This is a genomic window from Paenibacillus sp. JJ-223, assembly GCF_927798175.1.
GTDB classification, from domain to species: Bacteria; Bacillota; Bacilli; order Paenibacillales; family Paenibacillaceae; genus Paenibacillus; species Paenibacillus hubeiensis.
In genome coordinates this window covers 112716-136357 of record NZ_CAKMMP010000014.1, presented here as the reverse complement: position 1 = coordinate 136357, position 23642 = coordinate 112716, and the positions used below count along the sequence as shown (strand labels likewise).

Genomic DNA, 23642 nt, shown 5'->3' with positions numbered 1-23642 from the left:
TTCCATGGCATCTGCAAACGATTGGCAGCCTACCTACGCGGACCTTCACATCCATATCGGCCGGACTTCCCGAGGGGAAGCGGTCAAAATCAGCGGCAGCAGGGACCTGACGTTTGAAAATATTGCCCGCGAAGCTTCCGGACGCAAAGGGATCCGGCTGCTCGGGGTCATCGACTGCCACGCCCCCGTCGTGCAGCTGGACATCGAACAGCTGCTGGAGAAAGGCACCATGACCGAACTGGCGGGGGGAGGCATCGGGTACAGGGATACGACGATTTTGCTGGGGACGGAACTGGAGCTGCGGGAACCGGACAGGCGCGAGTTCCATATGTTGGCTTATTTCCGGGACCTGGCCACGATGAAGTCGTTCACGGCGTGGATTGCTCGTCACATGAAAAACGTCAACCTTAGCTCACAGCGGATCTATGTTCCCGCGCGGGAGATGCAGGCCGAGATCAGAGCCCGGGGCGGGTTGATCGTGCCGGCACACGTCTTCACGCCGCATAAAGGCATCTATGGCAGCACGGCCGCGCGAATGGCCGAGGTGCTCGATACCGATATGATCGACGCCGTCGAGCTCGGGCTCAGTTCCGATTCGTCCATGGCCAGCCATATTACGGAGCTGGACCCTATTCCTTTTTTGACCAACTCGGATGCACACTCCCTTGGCAAAATCGGCCGTGAGTACAATGAATTGCTCATTGCCTCGCCTTCGTTCGACGAATTTCGGTTGGCCCTGAAGGGTATGGAAGGCCGGAAAATCCGGGCGAATTATGGACTGAACCCGCGGCTTGGGAAATATCACCGCACCTATTGTGCGGCCTGCGGCAGCATCATGGACGAACAGGAGCTCTCTGCAGAACGCTGTCCTTATTGCGGCAGTCTCAAGCTGGTCCAAGGCGTGCTGGATCGGATACTGTCCATCGCGGATCGGAATGTTCCTGAAGTTCCGGCCTACAGGCCCCCTTACTGCTACCAAGTGCCGTTGGAGTTCATTCCCGGCTTGGGGAAGGCCAAGTTGAAGCAGTTGCTGGAACGCTTTGGTACGGAGATGAATGTATTGCACCGCACAAGCGAGGAGGAACTGGCGCAAGTGGTAGGATCTCATTTGGCCGGCATGATCGTGGCTGCGCGGGAAGGTCGCCTGGAATTGGATTCAGGAGGCGGCGGCACGTACGGCAAAGTGAGCGTGCAAGGAAAAGAGCCTGGCATGTCCAAAGATCGTTAATCGGGAAAAGGACAAGAAGTCATACGAAGGGCGTCTCTATCATACGTATGGTTACATGGAAAATTGGAACGGAACATCCGCTCCCAAACATCGATGAACGTTGTTCATGTAACCGGAAAGGAGACCCTTGCTCGTATGCGTTCTTCTCACTTCACTTTCAAAGGCCAAACTTCGCTCTATGTATTCGTGGCCGTCCTGTTTCTGGTTGGTGTCATTTTCGGTGCCCTGATGGTCAATGCACTGTCGCTGGAGCAGCGTCAGGATCTCGAAGGGTATTTGGGCAATTTTTTCGTTACGGTTCACCATGGCACATCCGGAGGGGAGACCGGAGCTTATTGGGACATTGCGATGCTGCATCTGAAGTGGATCGGATTGATCTGGATTTTGGGCCTGTCCGTCATCGGATTACCCGGCATATTGGTTCTCGATTTTATGAAGGGCGTGCTGATCGGATTCACGGTGGGATACCTGGTGGGACAGTATTCATGGAAAGGACTGCTGTTCGCACTTGTATCCGTTGCTCCCCACAACTTGTTCGTCATTCCCATCTTGCTTGTCTGCAGCGTTGCGGCAATGACTTTTTCAATCTACATCATTCGCAATCGGCTGCTCATGCAGCGAGCTCCTGCAGGGCAGCGGCCGTTTGCATCTTATCTTCTCTTAACGCTGGTTATGGCCGGGCTCTTGCTGGGTGTGGCTTCCTTCGAAACCTGGGTTACCCCGGCAATGATGCGCTGGGTCACGCCGATGCTGCTGCCCGTCTAGCTTGATAGCAATGTGTAAATTGTTGACTTTGATTACGCACTCCCCCTATAATGAAAGAAGTGGGTTAAGTTGCAGTGTGCAGTGATTTCCTAGGGGGAGGGAGAAAATGGAAGCACGGATCGATAAAATCAAGCAGCAACTACAGTCCCAAGGATATAAATTAACGCCCCAGCGGGAAGCCACCGTCAGAGTACTTCTTGAGAATGAAGAAGATCATCTGAGCGCGGAAGACGTATTCATGCTTGTTAAAGAAAAAGCTCCCGAAATCGGTCTGGCAACCGTGTACCGTACCCTCGAACTGCTGAGTGAGCTGCATGTTGTAGAGAAAATCAACTTCGGCGACGGTGTAGCGCGTTATGATCTGCGCGGAGATACGTCCAAGCATCATCACCATCACTTGATCTGCGTTCAATGCGGAAGTGTGGATGAAATTCGTGAAGACTGGCTCGGACCGCTTGAAGAGCGCCTGGAGCAGGAATTCAATTTTTCCGTCGTGGACCACCGTCTGGATTTCCACGGGATTTGTTATCGTTGCAAAGCTAAAAATGACCAGAAGCCCAAAGATGAAGAATAACATAGCGTGTCTTCAAGCTCTCACCGGAGGTTTTGACGGGGGAGCTTTTTTGGTCACGCAGGGTATGGGAGGTTTGCGCTTTCATATCATATCTCGGCAAATCCCGGCATAGGCTGATTCTGAACGCTTTCCTGAGCAAGACAAGCAGGTGCTGGAGCATCTCGCCTTGAATACAGGAAAGGAAGGGAACGAATCGGGAGGGGATTGCCCATGGTTATTTCGATGCGGAAAGGGCTTCGTTTTTTTCGGTTTATTCTGATTTTTGCAGCATTGGTCTATCTGTTCTATCATGTTCTGGATTTGTTCAATGGCTGGATTTCGCCTGTGGACCAATACCAGGCGCCTGTGGGAAACGCGGTCAAAGTATTTCAGGAAACGGCTTGGCCAGGCCCTGGCGATGAGCGTCCCGCGTTTGCCGAACGCCTGCGTTTGTTCTATTGGTATGGGGAATAGCCGACTTGAACACCTGGGATGCAATTACGGATGCAGGCTGCCCTTCGGGCAGTCTGTCAGATGAGGAGCGTTGTGCATGAAGCAGACGATACACGCCTATGCTTTATACCTTGAAGAAGACAAGGGAATGTCGAGCAGCACATTGGAATCGTATCTTCGGGACGTGGACAAGTTTATCGAATTTGCGGACAAAGAATACGGGATTCGGGAGGCGGATCAAGTACGCCGCACCCATGTGGTTCTGTTTATAGGCAAGCTGAAGCAGGCGGGCAGAGCCAATGCAACCATTGCCCGCAGTATCGTTTCCCTGCGCTCCTATTTTCATTTTTTGATGCGGCGCGGAGCGTTGATGCAGGACCCGACATTCGATGTGGAGGCTCCAAAGGCCGACAAGACACCGCCGCAGGTGCTCAGCGTGGGGGAGATTGAGCTGCTGCTTGCCGCGCCCGATACGGCTTCGGCTCAGGGCGTTCGCGACAGGGCCATGCTGGAGCTTCTGTATGCGACGGGCATTCGCGTCTCCGAGCTGATTGCGCTTGATGTGCGGGACATACATACGGATATGCGCTTTATTCGTTGCGGGGGTGCAGGTAAAGAACGCATTTTGCCCATTGGAGCTCCTGCAGCCCATTGGGTCAATACGTACATCCGTGATTTTCGCGGCGAGCTGCTCAAAACGGATGCGGACGAGCAGGCACTGTTCGTGAATGTCTCGGGACGGCGTTTGACACGCCAAGGTTTCTGGAAATTACTTAAAAAGGCTGCGCTCGACGCCGGCATTTCGGGGGAGATCACGCCTCATACGCTGCGCCATTCCTTCGCCGCCCACCTGATTGCGAACGGAGCGGATACCCGGGCAGTTCAGGATATGCTTGGACATGTGGAGCAATCCAACAATCCGTACGGCAACCACGGGCGGCGAACGATGAAGGAGATTTATGAAAATCATCATCCGAGGGCGAAGTAAGCGAAGGGAGCGCACATCGTCCATGAGCCGGTGACTGGGTAGATCGGAGTTGCATCGGTTAGTGCAGCGGCGTTTTTCTTGGGACGAGTTCAGGAGGATATACATGCATATCCATTCGTTGATGGCGAATACTTGGGTGCATGACAAAACAGCACGATTTTAGGAGGAGCATTTTAATGACAGCATTGAATCAACAAATGATTACGGAAGCGGCCGCTTATATCCAAAGCAAAAGCGAGATCAAGCCAGAGGTGGGCCTGATTCTCGGATCGGGCCTGGGAATCCTGGCAGACCTGATCGAAGATGGCGTGAGCATTGCTTATCAGGACATTCCGCATTTTCCGGTGTCGACGGTTGAAGGACATGAAGGCGAGCTCTTGCTCGGCACGATCAAAGGCCGTGCAGTCGTCATGATGAAGGGGCGTTTCCACATGTACGAGGGCTACGGTCCCGAGCTGACCGCGTTCCCGGTACGCGTCATGAAGCAGCTGGGCGTTGCTTCGCTGCTCGTGACGAATGCAGCCGGCGGTGTAAATACGTCGTTTCAGCCGGGAGACTTGATGCTCATTTCGGATCATCTTAACCTGACGGCCAAAAATCCGTTGATCGGGCCGAATGATCCGGCATTGGGCGTGCGCTTCCCGGATCTGTCGGAAGCGTACAGCCGCCGTTTGCGTGCTTTGGCGAAGGAGACGGCGGCTTCGCAAGGCTTCGACGTGCGCGAAGGCGTTTACGCAGGCCTGCTTGGCCCGAACTACGAGACGCCGGCGGAGATCCGTATGCTCCGTACGTTGGGTGCGGATGCCGTGGGCATGTCCACCGTATCTGAAGTGATCGTGGCCCGTCATGCCGGCATTGAAGTGCTGGGCATTTCCTGCATCAGCAATATGGCTGCAGGCATTTTGGACCAGCCTTTGTCTCATGACGAAGTCATGGAAACGACGGAACGTGTTCGCGAATCGTTCCTGAGCCTGGTGCTTGCGGTCATCCCGCAAATGTAATATACACAGGCTCTGGCTTGATAAAGAAGCGCAGCCTTTCCAAAAAACAAGCAAACAGCCTCCCCAAGCAAAATGTCTTCGGGATGGGCTGTTTTTTTGTTGAGTTCAGCTCTGGAAAAAGTTTGGAAAAACATGATTTGCATGGAATAATTTGCTGTAAACGCGCCGACAATGATTAGCAGTACTTGCATGGAACATGCAGTAAGAGACTGGGGCGAAAAAAGTACCTCTTATTTCGTCGCAGCTTCTAAGCCTAGTCATTCAAGGAGGTTATTCACTGTGAAGAAACGAATTATGGCATCGTTCATGACGATTTGTATGCTGCTATCCGCTATGACTTCTTCGGTGTTCGCCGAAGAAACGCGCAAACCGGCAGAAGGAGCAGACCTGGCCCCGTCGGCGCGTTCGGCGATTCTGATGGATGCGGATACCGGAACGATCATCTATGAAAAAAACAGCCATGACCAACTGCCGCCGGCCAGCATTACCAAAATCATGACGATGCTGCTGACGATCGAGGCCGTCGATGCAGGCAAGCTGAAGCTGACCGACAAGGTCAGAACAAGTGAATATGCCGCTTCCATGGGCGGGTCCCAGATCTTTCTGGAGCCTGGCGAAGAGATGACCGTGGATGACATGCTGAAAGGGATTGCGATGGCCTCCGGCAATGACGCTTCGGTCGCGATCGCCGAGAAGATCGGCGGATCGGAACAAGCTTTTGTGCAGATGATGAACGATCGGGCTCAAGAGCTTGGCATGAAGGATACCCGGTTTGTCAATCCAAATGGACTGCCTGTCAAAGGTCACCATTCGTCCGCTTACGATATTGCGCTGATGAGCCGGGAGCTGCTTAAGCATCCTTCCATTACCAAATACACCGGAGCATATCAGGATTACTTGCGCAAGGATACGGCGAAGCCCTTTTGGCTCGTCAATACCAACAAGCTGGTTCGGTTTTACTCCGGAGCTGACGGATTGAAAACGGGATATACGTCCGAAGCGAAGTTCTGCCTTTCAGCCACTGCCTCGAAGGACGGATTGCGCACGATCGCGGTCGTGCTTGGCGAGCCGAACACCAAAACGCGCAATAGCGAAGTGTCTGCCATGTTCGATTATGCGTTCAGCCAATATACGATGAAACCTCTATACAAAAGCGGAGAGATGCTCGGTCAGCTGAACATCGAAAAGGGCGAAGTGGCGCAGTTGCCGCTGAAGGCCACGCAAAATTACAGCGTGCTGATGCGCAAAGGCGGCAAATCCGAGGAAATTCGGCATGAGCTTCAGCTCCAGCCAAGCATAAAAGCGCCAGTCAAGGCCGGGCAAAGCGTTGGAAAGCTGGTTGTTTATCAAGGCAGCGAGGTCATTAAGGAATTTGACATCAAGGCACCGCAGGACGTGAACAAAGCGGGCTGGTGGAAGCTGTTCAAACGAACGACGAGCAATTTGTTCGATTGAGTATGTGGCGGCAGCCTTTGAGAGCATGACTGCTGCTTTTCCTGGATGAACTGGAACATTTTTTGTAGTTAAATAGGGGTTTTCTTCTAGTTTTGTCGTGGGGAAGGAAAAGCCTTCGAGGGCGTAGAAATCCTTGTTCATGACAGGGAGGAGAGTGAGCTAACGTGAACATGCATGTGGATATGGAGCATCACCGTGGGGTTCTGATCGTACGCTTATCGGGGGAATTGGATCACCATACCGCTGATCTGGTCCGGATGCAAATGGATGAGGCCATCCAGCGCAGACAATGCGAGCATCTGATTCTCAGTCTGAAGGACCTGCAGTTTATGGACAGTTCGGGTCTGGGCGTCATTTTGGGCAGATACAAGCTCATTAAAAATAAAGGCGGCAAAATGGTGGTATGCGACGTGAACCCGCCGGTGTACCGTTTGCTGGAAATGTCGGGATTGTTCAAGATTATGCCGATTTACGAAAATGAGGGAACTGCCCTCTCGGGTCTGGAGGTCGTCTCATGAGTGAAGGAAACGGTACAAATTTCATGAATTTGCAGTTCGCGGCCAAATCGGAGAACGAATCGTTTGCGCGTGTGACCGTTGCGGCTTTTATCTCCCGGCTTGATCCTACGATGGACGAGCTTAGCGACCTGAAGACGGTCATATCGGAAGCTGTAACCAACAGCATCATTCACGGCTACAACAACAATCCCGAGGGCGTCGTTACCATTCAGGCGCAGATTCGCGATGACATGGTCACGATCATCGTCGAGGACCGGGGCCAAGGGATCGAGGATCTCGAACTGGCCAAACAACCGCTGTACACGTCCAAGCCGGAACTTGAGCGATCGGGCATGGGCTTCACGATTATGGAAAACTTCATGGATGAATTCGAAGTCAGCAGCGAGCCCGGCAGGGGCACCTCCATCAGGATGATGAAAAGGATTGAATCCAAGAAAGCATTGTTTAATTAGGAGCTGGTCTTATGGATGCTGAAGTGAAATCATCTTCACAGGCCTACTTGGATGATGCCGAGGTCAAACGGCTGATTGCGCTCAGTCAGTCGGGTGACCATGTCGCCCGGGATACGCTGGTGAACAGCAATATCCGGCTTGTCTGGTCCGTTGTACAGCGGTTCATGAACAGGGGGTACGAACCGGAAGACCTGTTCCAAATCGGCTGTATCGGCCTGCTTAAATCGGTGGACAAATTCGATCTGAGCTATGACGTCAAGTTTTCTACGTATGCCGTGCCGATGATCATCGGGGAAATTCAGCGATTCCTGCGCGATGACGGCACCCTCAAGGTCAGCCGTTCCTTGAAGGAGATGGCCAACAAAGTCCGCAAGAAACGCGACGAGCTCTCCAAACACCTCGATCGGCTGCCCACGATTAAGGAAGTGGCCGAACAATTGGGCGTGACGCCGGAGGAAGTGGTATTCGCGCAGGAAGCGAACAAGCCGCCAACCTCGATTCATGAGACGGTGTTCGAAAACGATGGCGATCCGATCACATTGATGGATCAGATCGCCGACGAATCGCAGGAACGCTGGTTCGACAAGCTGGCCCTCAGCGAGGCGATCGGCGGGCTGAGCGAGCGGGAGCGGTTGATCGTTTACCTGAGGTATTATCGCGATCAGACGCAATCTGAAGTGGCGAGCAGGCTGGGGATTTCCCAGGTTCAGGTATCGCGGCTGGAGAAAAAAATACTGCAATCGATTCGCGACCAGATCGCGCAATGAATCGTCAATAAACGACAACTAACAACCTTCTAACGCATATGACGTGCGTGGAAGGTTGTTAGTTTTTATGTGAATAAGCGATCAAAGCAACGTTACCACAACCACATTCACGCAAAATGAAGACGGTCATTGGAAAGTTTCATGGATCGATTGAACGACAATGGCAGGTTGGCCCGGTTTGCCGGTCCGGCCTTTTTTCATGCATAAAAGGAGAATATTCTCTTTTCGTAATAAATTTGCACGATTTTCAAATACTAAGCGAAATTACGCAGTAAAGGAGTGTTTCGGATGTCTCTGGCACCCACTCCAACGGTCTACATTCGTCTGCGCAGCCGCATTCGCATTCCGAGAGGCAAAGGGGTCACGCTTGGCGATATCGCCCATTTGCTTACTTCACCGGAACAGGAGGAGGCGAGATTGCATGAGCTCGAGCTGATGCATCCCGGACCGATGGACGGCAATCTGATCCTGATCGACGTCTTGCAGGTCATTCCGGCAATTCGGCGGGTTCTGCCGCAAGCCAACGTCGAGCTCATCGGTTCGGGTCACACCCTGGTGGAAGTGATCGAAGGGAACGGCAAACCTTCCAAATCATTGTTCGTTTTGGTTTGGATCCTGCTTTTTTTTGGTTCGGCCCTGACCATCATGAATTTTCATGCGGATGTGAACATGCAGGAGGTCCAGATCCGGATTGTGGAAATGCTCACGGGCACCCGGGACGAGCATCCGTATCTGTTTCAGATCGCCTATTCCCTCGGCATCGGTTTTGGCATGACCGTCTTCTTCAACCATTTATTCAAGAAAAAGTGGAATGAGGAACCTACCCCGCTGGAAGTCGAGATGTTCTTATATCAGCAAAACGTCGACCAATATGTCGTGATCGAGGAAAGCGAACGTTTGTTGGAACGGGATAACAGGGAGATGAGCACCGATGAGCGTCCTTAATGGTGCAATCAGCATCGTGCTCGGGGTTGCTGGAGGAATCGCCGTCGGCAGCGGGATTATCGCGCTCATTCTGGTCCTCGACATGATTCCGAGGCTTGCTCAGCTGACGAGAACTTATGATAAAAGCCACTGGTACGAAGGAGCCTTGATTGGAGGATGCCTGCTTGGCACGGTCGCGGATTTCTGGCATTGGAAAGTAAACGGAGCGATGCTGCTCAGCCCGATTGCCGGCTTGTTCTGCGGCGTATTCATCGGCCTGTTGGCCGCGGCGCTGACCGAGGTGCTTAACGTGCTTCCGGTGCTGGCCAAGCGGCTTGGCATGAAGCCTTATTTGTTCGGTTTGCTTCTGGCGATGATTTTGGGCAAGATGACGGGGTCTCTGTTTGACTTTTTTATATATCAGCGTTAGATCACGATGCGGAGGAGGAAGGACAGAATGGAAACAAGATCCGATCATACCGGACAGGAAACGGTCGAAGGCCTGCCGGGGGACATGGCGGGCAAATCGCCTTACGAAATCCGGAAGGAGGAAGAAGAAAAGGCATACCTCGAAAAAAAACAGGATGAAATGTCCGACAGCGTCGAGGAATCGGTGCATTATTGGCAAAACAACGACGATATTTCCCCGCGTATGAACGACAACAAATATACGCTCAAACAAATCATGGGTCTCGGCGAGTCGTTCGACGTGAACCTTCGGGAGATGGTGATGGGCGGCAAACAGATCGGGCTGCTGATGCTGACCGGGTTCGCCAAGGATGAAATTCTGCTTGAGGTGTTGAAAAGATTGACGTATCTGTCGCCGGACCAAGTGTCCGGGCATGCACTCAAATCGTATTTCGATTGTTACGTTCCGCACATTCAAGTCGAGCGGGTCGAGAAAATGAGCCAGGTCATTAGCAAGGTCCTCATGGGCATGAGCGCCATGTTTGTCGAAGGAGACCGCTCCGCCCTTGTAATGGATACGCGGAATTATCCCGTAAGGTCTCCGGAAGAGCCTTCACTGGAAAGGGTGGTGCGCGGCTCGCGCGACGGTTTCACCGAAACGCTGTTAACCAACGTAACCTTGGTGAGACGCAGAATACGCGACCCCGGATTGAAATTCGAGCTCATGCAGGTGGGCCGCAGGACGCAGACCGACGTCTGCGTCGTGTATATCGACGATATTGTGGACAAAGTACAGGTCGATTCCGTCCGTGAAAAGATCAAGCGGCTTGACATCGAAGGCATTCCCGCAGCCGATAAGCAGTTGGAGGAGGCGATCATCAACAAAGGCTGGAACCCTTTTCCGCTGGTTCGTTACTCCGAGCGTCCAGATGTGACGGCCTCTCATCTGCTCGAAGGCAGGGTGGTCGTCTTTGTTGATACGTCGCCCAGCGTGATGATTTTGCCGACGACCTTTTTCGACCTTTGCGAACATGCGGAGGAGAACAGGCAAACGGCCTTTATGGGCACGTACTTGAGATGGGTGCGCTTTGCGGGTATTCTGATTTCCTTGTTCCTGCTGCCGCTGTGGTTGCTGATGGTCATCGAACCGTCCCTCAAGCCACCTGGCCTGGAATTCATCGGCCCGCAGCAGAACGCCAAGCTGCCGCTCATTCTTCAGTTCCTGCTCATCGAGCTGGGGGTCGACTTACTGAGGATGGCCGCAGTGCATACGCCGACGCCGCTAGCGTCGGCGATGGGCTTAATCGCAGCCATTCTCATTGGAGACATTGCCGTAAAAACCGGTTATTTCGTCAATGAGGTCGTCCTGTACATGGCCATCGCGGCAATCGGCATGTTTGCGACGCCGAGTTATGAGCTCGGGCTAGCCAACAGGTTGGTCAGGCTGGTTTTGCTGGCGGCCGTCGCCATCTTCAAGGTGCCGGGCCTAGTAGTTGGAACAACGCTGCTTATTCTTGCGCTGACGCTTCGTCGTTCCTACAATTCCTCTTATCTGTGGCCATTTATACCGTTTAATGCAAAGGCCTTCGGCAACTTTTTATTCCGCTTGCCACTTCTGGAAAGCAAGAAACGACCATCTTTCAATAAGGCGCGGGACAACACCAAAATGTCCCAGGACCCGGATGGTGAATTGCGGAAAAGTAAAAAACACAAATGATTTGCCGAAAAATCCATTTTTCTTTGCTCCGAATTTGGTATACTGGTTTAAAATCCTTGGAATAGTCACTGTTCCAGTATATAAAAGTGAGGAATGAAAAATATGCATTTGCACGGTACAAGTAAAATAAATGATCAAGGACATCTGGAAATCGGGGGCATGGACACCACCGTCATGAAAGAACAGTTCGGTACCCCGCTGTACATCGTGGATGAGCAGCTTGTTCGCCAGCGCTGCAGAGAGTACATGGATGCGTTCCGCGCTTCCGGATTGGGCTTCCAGGTTGCTTATGCAAGCAAAGCGTTCTGCGTGATGGCCATGTGTGCCCTCGCTGCGGAAGAAGGCCTTTCCCTCGACGTTGTGTCCGACGGCGAGCTGTTCACTGCACTGCAAGCAGGTTTTCCGGCTGAGCGCATTCACTTCCACGGCAACAACAAAACGCTGGAAGAGATCGAGATGGCTCTGGACGCCGAAATCGGCTGTTTCGTCGTCGACAATTTCAACGAACTGCATCTCTTGCAAGCGGTAGCGGCGGACAAAGGGCGCAAGGTGAACATTTTGCTGCGCGTCACTCCGGGCGTGGAAGCACATACACACGAGTACATTTCCACAGGCCAAACCGACTCCAAATTCGGATTCGATATCGGCAACGGAACCGCGTTTGAAGCGATCGAGCTGGCCTCGAAGCAATCCAATCTCGTTTTGCTTGGCGTGCATTCCCATATCGGTTCGCAAATTTTCGAGGTGGAAGGTTTTCAAATGGCGGTTCAACGCGTGGCTGAATTCGCCGCAAGCGTGTACGAGCGCCTGAATGTTGCGTTTAAAGTCGTAAACCTTGGCGGCGGTTTCGGGATCCGCTATATCGACGGAGACACTCCGCTTCAAGTCTCCCAATATGTTAAAGCGATCACGGATGCGGTTAAAAACCATTTTGCCCAAATCGGTTATGACGTGCCTGAAATCTGGGTAGAGCCAGGCCGCAGCATTGTCGGCGAAGCGGGAACGACCCTCTATACGGTGGGTACGAGCAAGGATATTCCCGGCGTGCGCAAATATGTTGCAGTCGATGGCGGCATGACCGACAACCCTCGTCCGGCGCTGTATGAGTCCAAATATGAAGCGATTTTGGCCAACCGCGCGAACGAAGCGTCCGAAGAGACCGTATCGATCGCCGGCAAATGCTGCGAGAGCGGTGACATGCTGATCTGGGATCTCGATTTGCCGAAAGTGCAAAGCGGCGATCTGCTGGCGGTATCCTGCACGGGTGCATACAACTATGCCATGGCAAGCAACTACAACCGGATTCGCCGCCCGGCGGTCGTATTCGTTAAGGATGGTCAAGGCGATGTCGTCGTTCGTCGCGAGAGCTATCAGGACATCATTCAAAATGACCTGGTTCCTGCGCGCCTCGGCAAACAGCCTGTAGTGCGTTAATTGCAGTTGAACTGAAATCGAAGGCAAAAAGAGAGGACTTGCGGGACGGTTCCCGTTTGTTCTCTCTTTCTTATTCTGGCGGGATCAGAAAAAAAGTTTGTCCATTTTTTTGCGATGGAACGATTTTCGGTGTACACTAAGAAAAGTGCTTAGGGTTTGGCGAAAGCGGTCCTTGGCATCATGAATGCTGTAAATATGAAAGGAGTCATTTACATATGGCGAAACAAGCGAAAATCAAAATGGCAAACGGCGGAGAAGTCGTTATCGACCTGTTCGATCAAGACGCTCCAAACACGGTAGCAAACTTTGAGAAATTGGCGAACTCCGGCTTTTATAACGGTCTGGTATTCCACCGCGTCATCCCGGGCTTCGTAGCTCAAGGCGGATGCCCTAATGGAACAGGTACCGGCGGTCCTGGTTACACCATCAACTGCGAAATCAACCCGAACAAACACGAGCGTGGTACATTGGCTATGGCACATGCCGGCCGCAACACGGGCGGAAGCCAGTTCTATATCTGCTACCAACCGCAGCCGCATCTGGATGGCCAACACACGGTGTTTGGCAAAGTGGTTAAAGGCATGGAATTCGTTGATGCTTTCGAAGGCCGTGACAAAATGGAAACCGTTGAAGTGGTGGAAGCTTAATCCCCATTTTCATTTCAACTTAAGAGAGCCGTTTCGCGATATTTGCGAAACGGCTTTTTTTATAAAACAGCGGTATATAACGAACGCATCAAAATGAGTCGAAGTACCCCTATTTCCATTGATGGATGGGTGTGAAGCCTGCTGATCTTGTCCATCAATGATTCTATAATATAGAGTGAAGTAAGCAGGATATAAGAAGGCTTGATTGTATCGACGATTTTCCGAGGAAGGTGGTAAACACAATGGATGTAGTCCATCAGTTATGGCTTTTAAAGCAAGTATACAGTCAACGTACATATTGGGATGAGGAAGTAGAGGCATCTTGGCATCCTGTGCCGGGAACGATCGCAGAAACGGAGATGAAAGGGCTTGAGGCAGCAGGGCATTCCCCGAACCAATTCATGCGGCCGCAGCATGAGCAGACGATTGTCGCACTGAAAAAACTCGCCCAATCCTGGAACGTTGCCGAAGCAGCGCAAGCTTTTGTATCCTCCTTATGGTCCGCGCCGTTCATTTGGCGTTCGCTGCTAACGGGGAAGCTGCTCGCGGACGGAGTTCCGGAACATGAATATACCCCCTATCCGTCCTCAAGCATTTGCCAAATTTGCGGATTGAATGTGAATGAGGCAACGGATACAAGTCTGCAATGGTATTGGCGCATGACCAATGGAACGCCGCTGGACGGCAATCTATTCGGGCACGTGCTGGCACTGGAACAAATTGCTGAGGAAGATCAGATTCCGGCACCCAACGATTATGATCGTTGGACGTTCCGTGCCATACTGACCGTACTTCGCTCGCTGCCTCCCAAAACACGCTACAGCAAAGCGGCGCAAGCGCTTAAAAAGGAACGCCTTCTGCCTACGCGCAGCGAGTACGCTTACCGTGACCTGCTCGAGACGCTGGCGCTGATCGGTATACTGGATACGAAGGACTACCCTGGAATGGCCACGGAATTTACGACCTATGTCAAGCGCGACCAGCGGCCCAACATTCGGGTTGAAGTCCAGGCCCCGCTGGCGTGGTGGGATTCCTCCATCGGAATCAACGAACGTGTTTTGGCAAAGCTTTTTGAAGGGTTTGATCTTACTGACATATCTTTTGAGGAAAGGCCCGAACAGGACCCTGGCGTTAAGGAAACGGTGGTTGGAGCGTTCGAGCACAAAAGGGCGGCTCGGACTAGCGTCCCCAAAGCCTCCCCAGATGCCGGAAAAGGAGAAGCCAAGGCAGGGGATGTATACGCCATTCGCGTCAGGGAAGGATTGTGGATCACGGTGTATTGCCATCACATCGAGGATAAGCGGGTCAAGGTCGAATTTTTGGACGGGATCTACGAGGAGATGCCTGCCAAAGCAGAATTAAGCTTGTCGTTTCGTCCGAGAAGGGATGGGCGTTGGCAAAGCCTGGTAAGTGCGCTGGATTCGACAAGCTGGGTCAGACGGGTGGCAAGGGATGTGCCGTGCCCGGCATCTCGGATGCCGGAGCCTGAACGCGTTCCTTTTCAACGCGCAAAAGATTTGAAACATTTGGCAAGCTGGTGTTTTCCTGAAATTTAAACTGTCGCTCATCTCAGAGGTTGAATGGGCCGCAATAGAGGAAGGAAAGGAGCCACAATCTGGTAACGGCTAAATGTCCTGCCAGTATTCATTGCTTATTAAAAGTTAGTATATGACAAAAAGGAATAAAAAACGATTGATTTTTTACCGTTAAAGTGCTAACATCCAAATTAACAAAACAACATTCCTTCGGGGCAGGGTGCAATTCCCTACCGGCGGTGATGCAGCGCACCACAATGATGCGTGCTGCAAAGTCCGTGACCCGTTTGCCAAGGCAGACGGCTGATCTGGTGCGATTCCAGAACCGACAGTATAGTCTGGATGGGAGAAGGAGCGGATGCGGTCTATGGCCGCGTTTGGCAAAATGTTGCGCATGGTACTGTTCGTTATGCGAAAATGCAGACAGTTACGAGAATTTTTCTTGTGCTGCCTTCAACCATATGCGAAATGACTTTAGAGAAATCACTGCAGCTTTGACGGGATTCTATCTTTGGGCATGTGTCGATTTTCACTTGCTTGAATCCGCAGAGCCTTTGTTTTCGGGTACCCATGTATCAACGTTCCATCCGCTAGTAGCAGCGGATCTCTCATCATCCCCATTGAACAGACTGTTCGATGGGGATTTTTTGGATTTTGCATGATTGGCTGAACGCAGCCTCATTGAACAGGCTATTCCTGACATATTAGACATAGCGGGGTGAACTGACTTGGAAATGATTAACGACGAATTTTATATGGCGCTTGCACTGGATATGGCAGAACGGGCGCAAGGACAGACGGGAATCAACCCGGTTGTAGGTTGTGTCGTTGTGAAAGACGGCCGCGTAGTCGGTCTCGGAAGTCATCTGAAGCGCGGCACTGGCCATGCGGAGGTTCATGCGCTGAATATGGCTGGCAGCGATGCGGAAGGAAGTACCGTTTACGTCACGTTGGAGCCGTGCAGCCATTATGGCAAAACTCCGCCGTGCAGCGAACGACTCATTCATGAAAAGGTGAAACGCGTCGTAGTATGCTGCGAAGATCCGAATCCGCAAGTATCCGGCAGAGGCATATCCATGCTTCGCCAGCAGGGCATTGAAGTAGAGGTCGGGGTTCTGCGCGAGCGTGGAAGACGACTGAACGAAAAATTCATCAAATATATTACGACAGGATTGCCGTTTGTCACGTTAAAAACCGCTTCCACGCTGGATGGAAAAATCGCAACCCGCAGCGGGGACAGCAAATGGATTTCCAATGAATCCGCGCGTGAGATCGTTCACGCCCTCCGCCACCGTCATCAAGGCATCATGGTCGGCGTCGATACGGTGATCGCAGACGACCCGGAACTGACGACACGCTTGCAGGTGGAAGGGATCAACCCGGTACGGATCGTGGTTGACTCGAAATTGCGTCTTCCTTTGACTTCCAAATTGGTAAAGGATGGATTGGCGCCGACCTGGGTACTGACAACCGATGAAGCAAGTCAAGAAGCGGCCGAACGGCTTGAAGCTTATGGCGTGGAGATCATTCGCTGCGGGCCCGGGCCGCGCGTGGATCTGTTGAACGCGCTCAGCAAGCTCGGAGAACGGGAGATCGCTTCGATTTTGCTTGAAGGCGGCGGCACGCTGAACGGTGCGATGTTAGAGGCCAAACTGGTGGATCGGCTGCTCATGTTCATTGCCCCCAAAATCGTTGGCGGATACGACACGCCAGGAAGCTTCCGCTTCGAGGGCGTCGAGCGTATGAGCCAGGCGATCCAACTGTGCCAATTGGAAATCGAGCAAGTGGGGGATAATATCAGCATCGGCGGAATTCCGGTCTGGGCTGAATAACATAATCAGGAAGGAGGCCGCAGCATGTTTACCGGCTTGGTGGAAGAAGTCGGCCACATCCGACGGATCGGTCGAAAAGGCGAAGCGATGGTGCTGAACGTTGGCGCTTCCCTCATTATGGATGACCTGAAAATCGGCGACAGCGTTGCCGTTAACGGCGTATGCCTGACTGCGACAACGCTTGAAGGCGGAGGTTTTACCGCTGACGTCATGCCGGAAACGTACCGTCACACCAACCTGGATAAGCTCCAGTCCGGCAGCAGGGTCAACCTGGAACGGGCTATGCAATCCGGGGGACGTTTCGGAGGTCATATCGTGCAGGGCCATGTGGACGGTACGGGTACGATTGTCCGAATGACGCGCGATCAGAATGCGGTTGTATTCGAAATTCATCCGGATGATCCAGGATTGTTCAAATATTTGATTCCGAAAGGTTCCGTCACTTTGGACGGGATCAGCCTGACGGTGGTTCAGACGATGCAAACGTCTTTTACGGTGTCGATCATTCCCCATACCATCGGGGAGACGGTGTTGAATTACAAAAAAACGGGCGACTCCATGAATATCGAATGTGACATTTTGGGGAAATACGTGGACCATTTACTCCAATACGGCAGAGGTACTCAGGCAGCGCCTTCAGAGAAACCACAGAGCATCAGCGAACAATTTTTGGCGAATCATGGATTCGCATGAAAGATATAGACGACAGAACCGGGAGGTGGAATGATGTCCGATCAATCCATACTGGACACCATTGAGGAAGCAATTTACGATCTCATGCGAGGCAAACCGGTTATCGTGGTAGATGACGAGGACCGGGAGAATGAAGGAGACTTCATCGCCTTGGCGGAGAAAGCAACGCCTGAAGTGATTAATTTCATGATTACGGAAGGGCGCGGGCTTGTCTGCGTGCCGATTACGCAACAACGGGCAGATGAGCTCGACCTGAAGCCGATGGTGCAGCAAAACACCGATTTCCACGGCACGGCCTTTACCGTTTCGGTCGATCATACAGACACCACGACAGGCATTTCGGCGCATGAACGTTCCATTACGGTTAAAGGACTGATCGATCCGAATGCCAAAAGCGGCGATTTCCGAAAGCCGGGACATATGTTCCCGCTCATCGCCAAGGATGGGGGCGTGCTGCGTCGTGCCGGGCATACCGAAGCCGCGGTAGATCTGGCCATCATGTGCGGCGCTTATCCTGCGGGCGTCATCTGTGAAGTCATCAAGGAAGATGGCACGATGGCGAGACTGCCCGACCTGCAAGAAATTGCTCGCAAGCATGATTTGAAGCTGATCAGCATTCAGGATATGATCAAGTATCGCAACGAAAAAGAAAAGCTGGTTCAGCGCGAGGTAGCCGTACGCATGCCTACCGACTTCGGCGAATTCCAGGCAGTTGCTTATACCAATGCAGTGGATAATAAAGAGCATGTGGCTCTGGTCAAGGGTGAAATCGACTCTTCCAAGCCTGTATTGGTAAGGGTGCACTCGGAGTGTCTGACAGGCGACGTATTCCACTCCCATCGCTGCGATTGCGGACCACAGTTCGATGCGGCCCTCAATCAGATCAATGAGGAGGGCAACGGGGTTCTTCTCTACATGCGCCAGGAGGGCCGCGGAATCGGGTTGATCAATAAATTGAAGGCTTACAAACTGCAGGAGGAAGGTTTGGATACGGTCGATGCCAACCTGAAACTTGGTTTTGCGGCAGATTTGCGTGATTACGGCATCGGAGCGCAAATCCTGAAGGATCTGGGCGTGCGCCAAATCAGGCTGCTTACGAACAATCCTCGCAAAATCAAAGGCCTTGAAGGCTACGGACTCGAAGTCGTTGAACGCGTGCCGATCCAGATGCAGGAGAACGAGGACAATACGGCTTATTTGCACACGAAACAAGCGAAGCTGGGCCACATGCTCAAATTCGACGACATCGAGCAAAATGAGGAAAAGAACGAAATTTAATTGCAGCAAGCCAGAAAACGGGAAAAATCACGGCTGCGCCAACGGCGGCGGCCCAATATGAAAAACAATTTTGGGGAGATGACAGTATGCCTAACATTTTTGAAGGACATTTAGTATCCGAGGGATTAAAATACGGAGTCGTTGTAGGTCGTTTTAACGAATTCATCACGAGCAAACTGCTGAGCGGAGCGCTTGATGCGTTCAAACGCCATGGCGTAAAAGACGAGGAGATCGATGTAGCCTGGGTACCGGGCGCATTCGAAATTCCGCTGATTGCCCAAAAAATGGCCGAAAGCGGCAAATACGACGCCGTGATTACGCTGGGCACGGTCATTCGGGGCTCAACAACCCATTATGATTATGTTTGCAACGAAATGGCCAAAGGGGTTGCGGCGATCAACCTCAAAACAGGCGTACCTACGATCTTTGGCTTGGTAACGACGGAAAATATCGAACAGGCCATCGAACGTGCCGGAACCAAAGCCGGGAACAAAGGATGGGATGCGGCTACGGCGGCAATTGAGATGGCGAACTTGACGAATCAGCTAAAATAGTGCTTAGTTAATGTAGTGCCCTGCTTTGCGCAGACGAAAACGGGAGACCGGATTTCGGCGGCTTAGCGGGGTTTTGTATTTTTTTTGCAGGAGGATTCGTTTCGTGACGGTAGTTACCTACAAACTGGAGACCTTTGAAGGGCCGCTTGATCTTCTGCTGCACTTGATCGACAAGGCCGAAATTGATATCCAGGATATCCCCATCAGCGATATTACGGACCAATACATGGCATATTTGCATTCTATGCAGGAGCTGGAGTTGGATATTACGAGCGAGTTTCTTGTCATGGCAGCAACACTGCTGTCCATCAAGAGCAAGCTGTTGCTGCCGAAACCGCCGGTGATCGAGGACTTCGAAGATTATGATTATGGGCAGGACGATGATTATGATCCACGTGCTGAATTGGTTGCACGTCTGATAGAATATCGTAAATACAAAGGCATTGCGCGGCATCTTCATGAAAGGGAATGGGAGCGCAGCCTTATTTTCTCGAAAGAGCCTGAGGATCTGCGCCCGTACATGCCTTTGGAGACCGAATCGAACCCGGTGGAGGGATTGCATGCGGCCGACCTGATTGCAGCTTTTCAACGTGCCCTGCGCAAGGCGGAGAAGCGAACGACGGTAGCCCGGATTCAGCGTGATGAAATTTCGGTCAAAGACCGGATTCGGGACGTGGTACAGGTTTTTAAGAAGCTGGAGCCGGGAGGCAGGATGCTGTTCTCCGGATTGTTGGAGGGACAGACGTACCGCCATGAAATTGTCGTGACGTTTCTGGCGGTGCTTGAGCTGATGAAGATGAAACAAATTGTCTGTTACCAGGAGCGGACATTTGAGGACATTGTGATGGAGTGGAGAGGGGAAGCAAGGAATCATGGATTTTCCGAAATTGAAGTCGATTATTGAAGGCCTGTTGTTTCTGTCCGGGGAGGAAGGCCTGAGCATCAAACAAATCTCTGAAATCGTGGACGTATCGGAAGAACGGATATCGGATGCCATCGAAGAGATGAAAACAGAATTTGCGGAGCATGGCAGAGGCGTGCAAATTTTGAAAATTGCAGGCATGGTTCAATTGGGGACACTGCCCGAACATGCTGTCTATTTCGAGAAACTGGCTTACTCGCCGGCACGAACGACCCTTTCCCAAGCGGCACTCGAAACGCTCGCCATCGTTGCATATCGCCAGCCGATTACGAGGGTGGAGATTGAGGAGATTCGCGGCGTAAAGTCGGAGAGGGCCATCCACACCCTGGTGAACAAGGATCTGATCGTGGAAGTGGGACGCGCTGAAGCGATCGGGAGGCCTATTCTGTATGGGACGACGAGAGCTTTTTTGGATTACTTTGGCTTGGGTTCGCTCAGCGAATTGCCGGAGCCGGGGCTGTTTGAAGATACGGACAATCTGGAAGAAGAGACCCAGATGCTGTTTGACAAGCTGGATGCGCAGCAATCCGAGCTCGATAGCCTGGAGCAGAGCATGGAAGAAGGAACGGAAACATCGAATGATCGGAGCGATGCGGAAAACGAGCCCGATATGAAAGAATCGGATTAACGAACGAAGCAAACCAATTAAAAATGGCGGCAATATTGGATCGGCTCCAGCACTGGAGCCTTTTTTTTATGCGAAAACCTTTTTCGTGCAGCGGGATTTTAACGGGTCCAGTGAATTTTTTCCTATTTGCGGTGCATACTAAACTGGAAAAGAATCGAGGGCTTGGAGGTAAGGCCTGTGTTAATTTGGCTCGGAGGAATCGGTGCGGCGGTCGTGCTGCTGCTTGCTGCAGTTCTCGTCTCGAATGTTCATATCCACGTCTCATTCAGTAAACATAAGAGCGATGATTTTGCCCGATTCAACGTACGGCTCCTATATGGTCTGATCCGCTTGAATTATGAGATCCCCTCCATCGTTTTCAAGAATATGAAGGAAGGCTTTCTTGTGAAAACGGAGCAGAGAGCGAACACGACCCGTAACGAAAATAAAGGAAGCGAGCGGGTAAACAAACGCAAAATCGAAAAATGGAGCGACGATGTCAGCGTCATGCTTAGAAGTACGGCTGAATTAAAACAATGGATCAGGCAAACGCTGGAACGAGTACATATGATTCGATTTATTTGGACAACCCGGGTCAGTCTGGGGGACGCAGCGCATACAGCGATGCTCACAGGCTGGTTATGGGGGGTCAAATCCGGTATCGTTGGTTTTTTGTCTTACCAGATCCGCTTCGATCAGCCGCCTCAACTGGACATTATTCCCGAGTGGAGTGACGAAATGGAGTTCCGCACGGATTTGGATTGCCGTATGAAAATAAAAATATGGTCGATCGTTGTTGCAGGCATAAGGCTAACGACCAGAGTCCTTGTTGTTCGGGGAGGATGGCGTATGTGGATGAGGCTGCTAAAGCAGCGGAGACACGGCCAACGGAGAGTAAACCGGCAACGGGGAGATTCCCGGGTATAGCGAACATGCCTGTAAAATACAGGAGGAAGTGCATTCATATTCACCCAATTGATGCTGTACATAAGTTCATCTGGGTCTGGAGAGAATAGGGTTAGGCTGAACCTAGTTCAAAATGAAAGTGGAGGGAATCAAAATGTCCGATCATCCAATACAAGGTTTAATGGAAACTGCAATGGAAAACATCAAGGCGATGGTGGATGTCAACACGATTGTTGGCGATGCCGTCGAAACGCCGGATGGAACCGTCATCTTGCCCATCAGCAAGGTAGGCTTCGGTTTTGCTGCGGGCGGGAGCGATTTTAATGTGAACGGCGACCGATCGCACAGCTCTAATTCCGGAGCCAAAACGGAGCATGCACAATCTGCGACAGTTGCTTCACCGTTTGGCGGAGGCAGCGGCGGAGGCGTCTCCATCCGTCCGATCGCGTTTCTGGTCGTGGGCAAGCAAGGCGTTCATATCGTGCCGCTGGACAACTCCACGCATCTGTTCGAGAAGATCATCGATTCCGCACCTCACATGCTGGATCGCATTCAGAGCATGATTCGCGGCAACACGGACGAGGAGCATACCCGGGTAACGGTTACGTCGGAAGGCACAGCGTATAATTAATACCCTTGATTCAAGGCATGGCTTGATTTAAAACAGTGCCCTGTCGCAGCTTCGGCCGCGGCAGGGATTTTTGCTGTATTTTGAGGGATGGGACATACTTCAAGTGGACAAAACATAGGCTAGTACAAGATTCCAAGTACCCGGAGGAATGAACATGCGAAATGGATTAAAAGTGATTGTGTTAATACTTATCCCCCTGCTGGCATGGCCGTCATGGATTCGAGCGGAGATGGCCGAAGAGCTGTCCAAACCGTCGACGCACGCGGAGAGCGCAGCGCTGATCGATGTGACTTCCGGGCGGATTTTGTTCAGCAAGGAGGGGGATAAACAGATGCGGATCGCCAGTTTGACCAAAATCATGACCGCAATCGTGGCGATCGAAAACGGGAAGCTGGATGACAAAGTCAAGGTGAGTGCAGCCGCATTCGGCAAAGAAGGCTCCTCCATATACCTCAAGTTGGGAGAGGAAATGTCGCTCGAAAACATGTTGTACGGCTTGATGCTCCGGTCGGGAAATGATGCGGCCACGGCCATTGCGGAGCATGTGGGCGGTTCGGAAGAAGGGTTCGTGCTGATGATGAACCAAAAAGCGGAGGAAATCGGATTAAGGGGCACGCATTTCATGAATCCGCATGGATTGGACGCCGATGGGCATTATTCTACCGCGAGCGATATGGCCCGCTTGACGGCATATGCGCTGCAGAACCCGGTTTTCAAGCGGATTGTGGCCACCGAACAAAAATCTGCCCCGAACCCGAATGAGAGCTGGGATTATTCGTGGCATAACAAAAACAAGATGCTCCGATTGTACGAAGGGGCCGACGGCGTCAAAACGGGGTATACCAAAAAGGCATTCCGGTGCTTGGTCAGTTCGGCCACGCGCAATGGGCAGCAGCTTGCTGCCGTTACCTTGAATGACGGCGACGACTGGAACGACCATGCTCGCATGCTGGACTTCGGATTTAAACATTTCCCGCTGGTTGAGATTGCCAAGAGGGAACAGCAAGTGGAAGGAACCGATGTGATTACAGGTCGCAGCTTCAAATATCCGCTTGCGGAGGGCGAAAAAGGAGCTTTGAACAAACGTCTTGTGCTGCAGAGCCAACCGAAGTCTGGAGGAGAGGGTGCATCTTCCGATCCGGCATTTGGTCTGGCGGGCCGCATTCAGATCGAACTCGAGGGGCGACAGATCGGTTCGATTCCGGTCTATCGCAAAGGCAGCTATATTCCCAAGGAGCCGCAGCTGGACGATGCCGCTTTTGCAGAAGAAACCGGATCCAAGGCCTGGTCGTCGGCATGGAAAGCCGTGATTAGCCGATTATTGTCCCCGTGATATGGTGCAAGCCAGCAAAACGAAAATCGTTTTTGGAAAGG

Annotated in this window: 25 protein-coding genes and 1 riboswitch; all 25 genes read left to right on the top strand. The window is 52.1% G+C overall.

What is annotated here, in order from left to right; all coding sequences use genetic code 11:
• Positions 1-4: 4 nt before the first annotated feature.
• The 25 genes from L6H98_RS23015 (at position 5) to L6H98_RS22895 (ending at position 23601) form a co-directional block, all read left to right on the top strand.
• The gene (locus tag L6H98_RS23015; RefSeq protein ID WP_236419909.1) at positions 5-1228 is read left to right on the top strand and encodes an endonuclease Q family protein; all 1224 of its coding nucleotides are present in this window, start codon (positions 5-7) and stop codon (positions 1226-1228) included.
• Positions 1229-1363: 135 nt separating this feature from the next.
• A complete protein-coding gene (gene spoIIM / locus L6H98_RS23010; RefSeq protein ID WP_236419907.1) occupies positions 1364-1993 on the top strand; it encodes a stage II sporulation protein M in 630 nt (209 codons plus the stop codon).
• A 106-nt stretch (positions 1994-2099) separates the two neighbouring features.
• The gene (locus L6H98_RS23005; protein ID WP_236419905.1) at positions 2100-2567 is read left to right on the top strand and encodes a Fur family transcriptional regulator; all 468 of its coding nucleotides are present in this window, start codon (positions 2100-2102) and stop codon (positions 2565-2567) included.
• 210 nt (positions 2568-2777) lie between these two features.
• A complete protein-coding gene (locus tag L6H98_RS23000; protein WP_236419903.1) occupies positions 2778-3020 on the top strand; it encodes a DUF4227 family protein in 243 nt (80 codons plus the stop codon).
• Between the two features lie 76 nt (positions 3021-3096).
• Positions 3097-3987 carry a tyrosine recombinase gene (locus L6H98_RS22995; RefSeq protein ID WP_236419902.1) on the top strand — a complete coding sequence of 297 codons (891 nt, stop codon included), beginning with the start codon at positions 3097-3099 and terminating at the stop codon, positions 3985-3987.
• Positions 3988-4163: 176 nt separating this feature from the next.
• A complete protein-coding gene (locus L6H98_RS22990; protein WP_236419900.1) occupies positions 4164-4988 on the top strand; it encodes a purine-nucleoside phosphorylase in 825 nt (274 codons plus the stop codon).
• A 279-nt stretch (positions 4989-5267) separates the two neighbouring features.
• Positions 5268-6443 (top strand): D-alanyl-D-alanine carboxypeptidase family protein, encoded by a 1176-nt coding sequence (locus L6H98_RS22985; protein ID WP_290371482.1) that lies wholly within the window; start codon positions 5268-5270, stop codon positions 6441-6443.
• A 164-nt stretch (positions 6444-6607) separates the two neighbouring features.
• Positions 6608-6961: an anti-sigma F factor antagonist gene (gene spoIIAA / locus L6H98_RS22980; RefSeq protein ID WP_236419898.1), complete on the top strand. Its 354-nt coding sequence runs from the start codon at positions 6608-6610 to the stop codon at positions 6959-6961.
• The gene (gene spoIIAB, locus L6H98_RS22975; RefSeq protein WP_236419895.1) at positions 6958-7413 is read left to right on the top strand and encodes an anti-sigma F factor; all 456 of its coding nucleotides are present in this window, start codon (positions 6958-6960) and stop codon (positions 7411-7413) included. The genes spoIIAA and spoIIAB overlap by 4 nt, the downstream gene beginning before the upstream one ends.
• 11 nt (positions 7414-7424) lie before the next feature.
• Positions 7425-8180 (top strand): RNA polymerase sporulation sigma factor SigF, encoded by a 756-nt coding sequence (sigF, locus tag L6H98_RS22970; RefSeq protein ID WP_236419893.1) that lies wholly within the window; start codon positions 7425-7427, stop codon positions 8178-8180.
• A gap of 288 nt (positions 8181-8468) precedes the next feature.
• On the top strand, positions 8469-9125 hold the full coding sequence (locus L6H98_RS22965) for a stage V sporulation protein AA (RefSeq protein WP_236419891.1): 657 nt from the start codon (positions 8469-8471) through the stop codon (positions 9123-9125).
• Complete coding sequence (locus tag L6H98_RS22960; protein WP_236419889.1) at positions 9112-9534, top strand: stage V sporulation protein AB; 423 nt, start codon at positions 9112-9114, stop codon at positions 9532-9534. Before L6H98_RS22965 ends, L6H98_RS22960 begins: the two co-directional genes overlap by 14 nt.
• 84 nt (positions 9535-9618) lie before the next feature.
• Entirely contained in the window at positions 9619-11229 is a 1611-nt protein-coding gene (locus L6H98_RS22955; RefSeq protein ID WP_236420107.1) for a spore germination protein, read from the top strand.
• Between the two features lie 102 nt (positions 11230-11331).
• Entirely contained in the window at positions 11332-12663 is a 1332-nt protein-coding gene (lysA, locus tag L6H98_RS22950) for a diaminopimelate decarboxylase (protein ID WP_236419887.1), read from the top strand.
• Positions 12664-12878: 215 nt separating this feature from the next.
• Positions 12879-13310 carry a peptidylprolyl isomerase gene (locus L6H98_RS22945; protein WP_236419885.1) on the top strand — a complete coding sequence of 144 codons (432 nt, stop codon included), beginning with the start codon at positions 12879-12881 and terminating at the stop codon, positions 13308-13310.
• A gap of 242 nt (positions 13311-13552) precedes the next feature.
• On the top strand, positions 13553-14866 hold the full coding sequence (locus L6H98_RS22940) for a hypothetical protein (RefSeq protein ID WP_236419883.1): 1314 nt from the start codon (positions 13553-13555) through the stop codon (positions 14864-14866).
• 181 nt (positions 14867-15047) lie between these two features.
• Positions 15048-15203: riboswitch (FMN riboswitch) on the top strand.
• Positions 15204-15573: 370 nt separating this feature from the next.
• Positions 15574-16677 carry a bifunctional diaminohydroxyphosphoribosylaminopyrimidine deaminase/5-amino-6-(5-phosphoribosylamino)uracil reductase RibD gene (ribD, locus tag L6H98_RS22935; RefSeq protein ID WP_236419881.1) on the top strand — a complete coding sequence of 368 codons (1104 nt, stop codon included), beginning with the start codon at positions 15574-15576 and terminating at the stop codon, positions 16675-16677.
• A gap of 24 nt (positions 16678-16701) precedes the next feature.
• Positions 16702-17370, top strand: coding sequence for a riboflavin synthase (gene ribE, locus L6H98_RS22930; protein WP_236419879.1), 669 nt, complete (start codon positions 16702-16704; stop codon positions 17368-17370).
• A 33-nt stretch (positions 17371-17403) separates the two neighbouring features.
• Positions 17404-18648 (top strand): bifunctional 3,4-dihydroxy-2-butanone-4-phosphate synthase/GTP cyclohydrolase II, encoded by a 1245-nt coding sequence (locus tag L6H98_RS22925; protein WP_290371485.1) that lies wholly within the window; start codon positions 17404-17406, stop codon positions 18646-18648.
• Between the two features lie 86 nt (positions 18649-18734).
• The gene (gene ribE / locus L6H98_RS22920; RefSeq protein WP_236419877.1) at positions 18735-19202 is read left to right on the top strand and encodes a 6,7-dimethyl-8-ribityllumazine synthase; all 468 of its coding nucleotides are present in this window, start codon (positions 18735-18737) and stop codon (positions 19200-19202) included.
• 103 nt (positions 19203-19305) lie between these two features.
• Positions 19306-20106 (top strand): segregation/condensation protein A, encoded by an 801-nt coding sequence (locus L6H98_RS22915; RefSeq protein ID WP_236419875.1) that lies wholly within the window; start codon positions 19306-19308, stop codon positions 20104-20106.
• A complete protein-coding gene (scpB, locus tag L6H98_RS22910) occupies positions 20075-20752 on the top strand; it encodes an SMC-Scp complex subunit ScpB (RefSeq protein ID WP_236419874.1) in 678 nt (225 codons plus the stop codon). Before L6H98_RS22915 ends, scpB begins: the two co-directional genes overlap by 32 nt.
• A 177-nt stretch (positions 20753-20929) precedes the next feature.
• Positions 20930-21658, top strand: a complete 729-nt coding sequence (locus L6H98_RS22905) for a DUF2953 domain-containing protein (RefSeq protein WP_236419872.1) — start codon at positions 20930-20932, stop codon at positions 21656-21658.
• A gap of 133 nt (positions 21659-21791) precedes the next feature.
• On the top strand, positions 21792-22268 hold the full coding sequence (gene ytfJ, locus L6H98_RS22900) for a GerW family sporulation protein (protein ID WP_236419870.1): 477 nt from the start codon (positions 21792-21794) through the stop codon (positions 22266-22268).
• 154 nt (positions 22269-22422) lie between these two features.
• Entirely contained in the window at positions 22423-23601 is a 1179-nt protein-coding gene (locus L6H98_RS22895) for a D-alanyl-D-alanine carboxypeptidase family protein (RefSeq protein ID WP_236419868.1), read from the top strand.
• Positions 23602-23642: the final 41 nt, after the last annotated feature.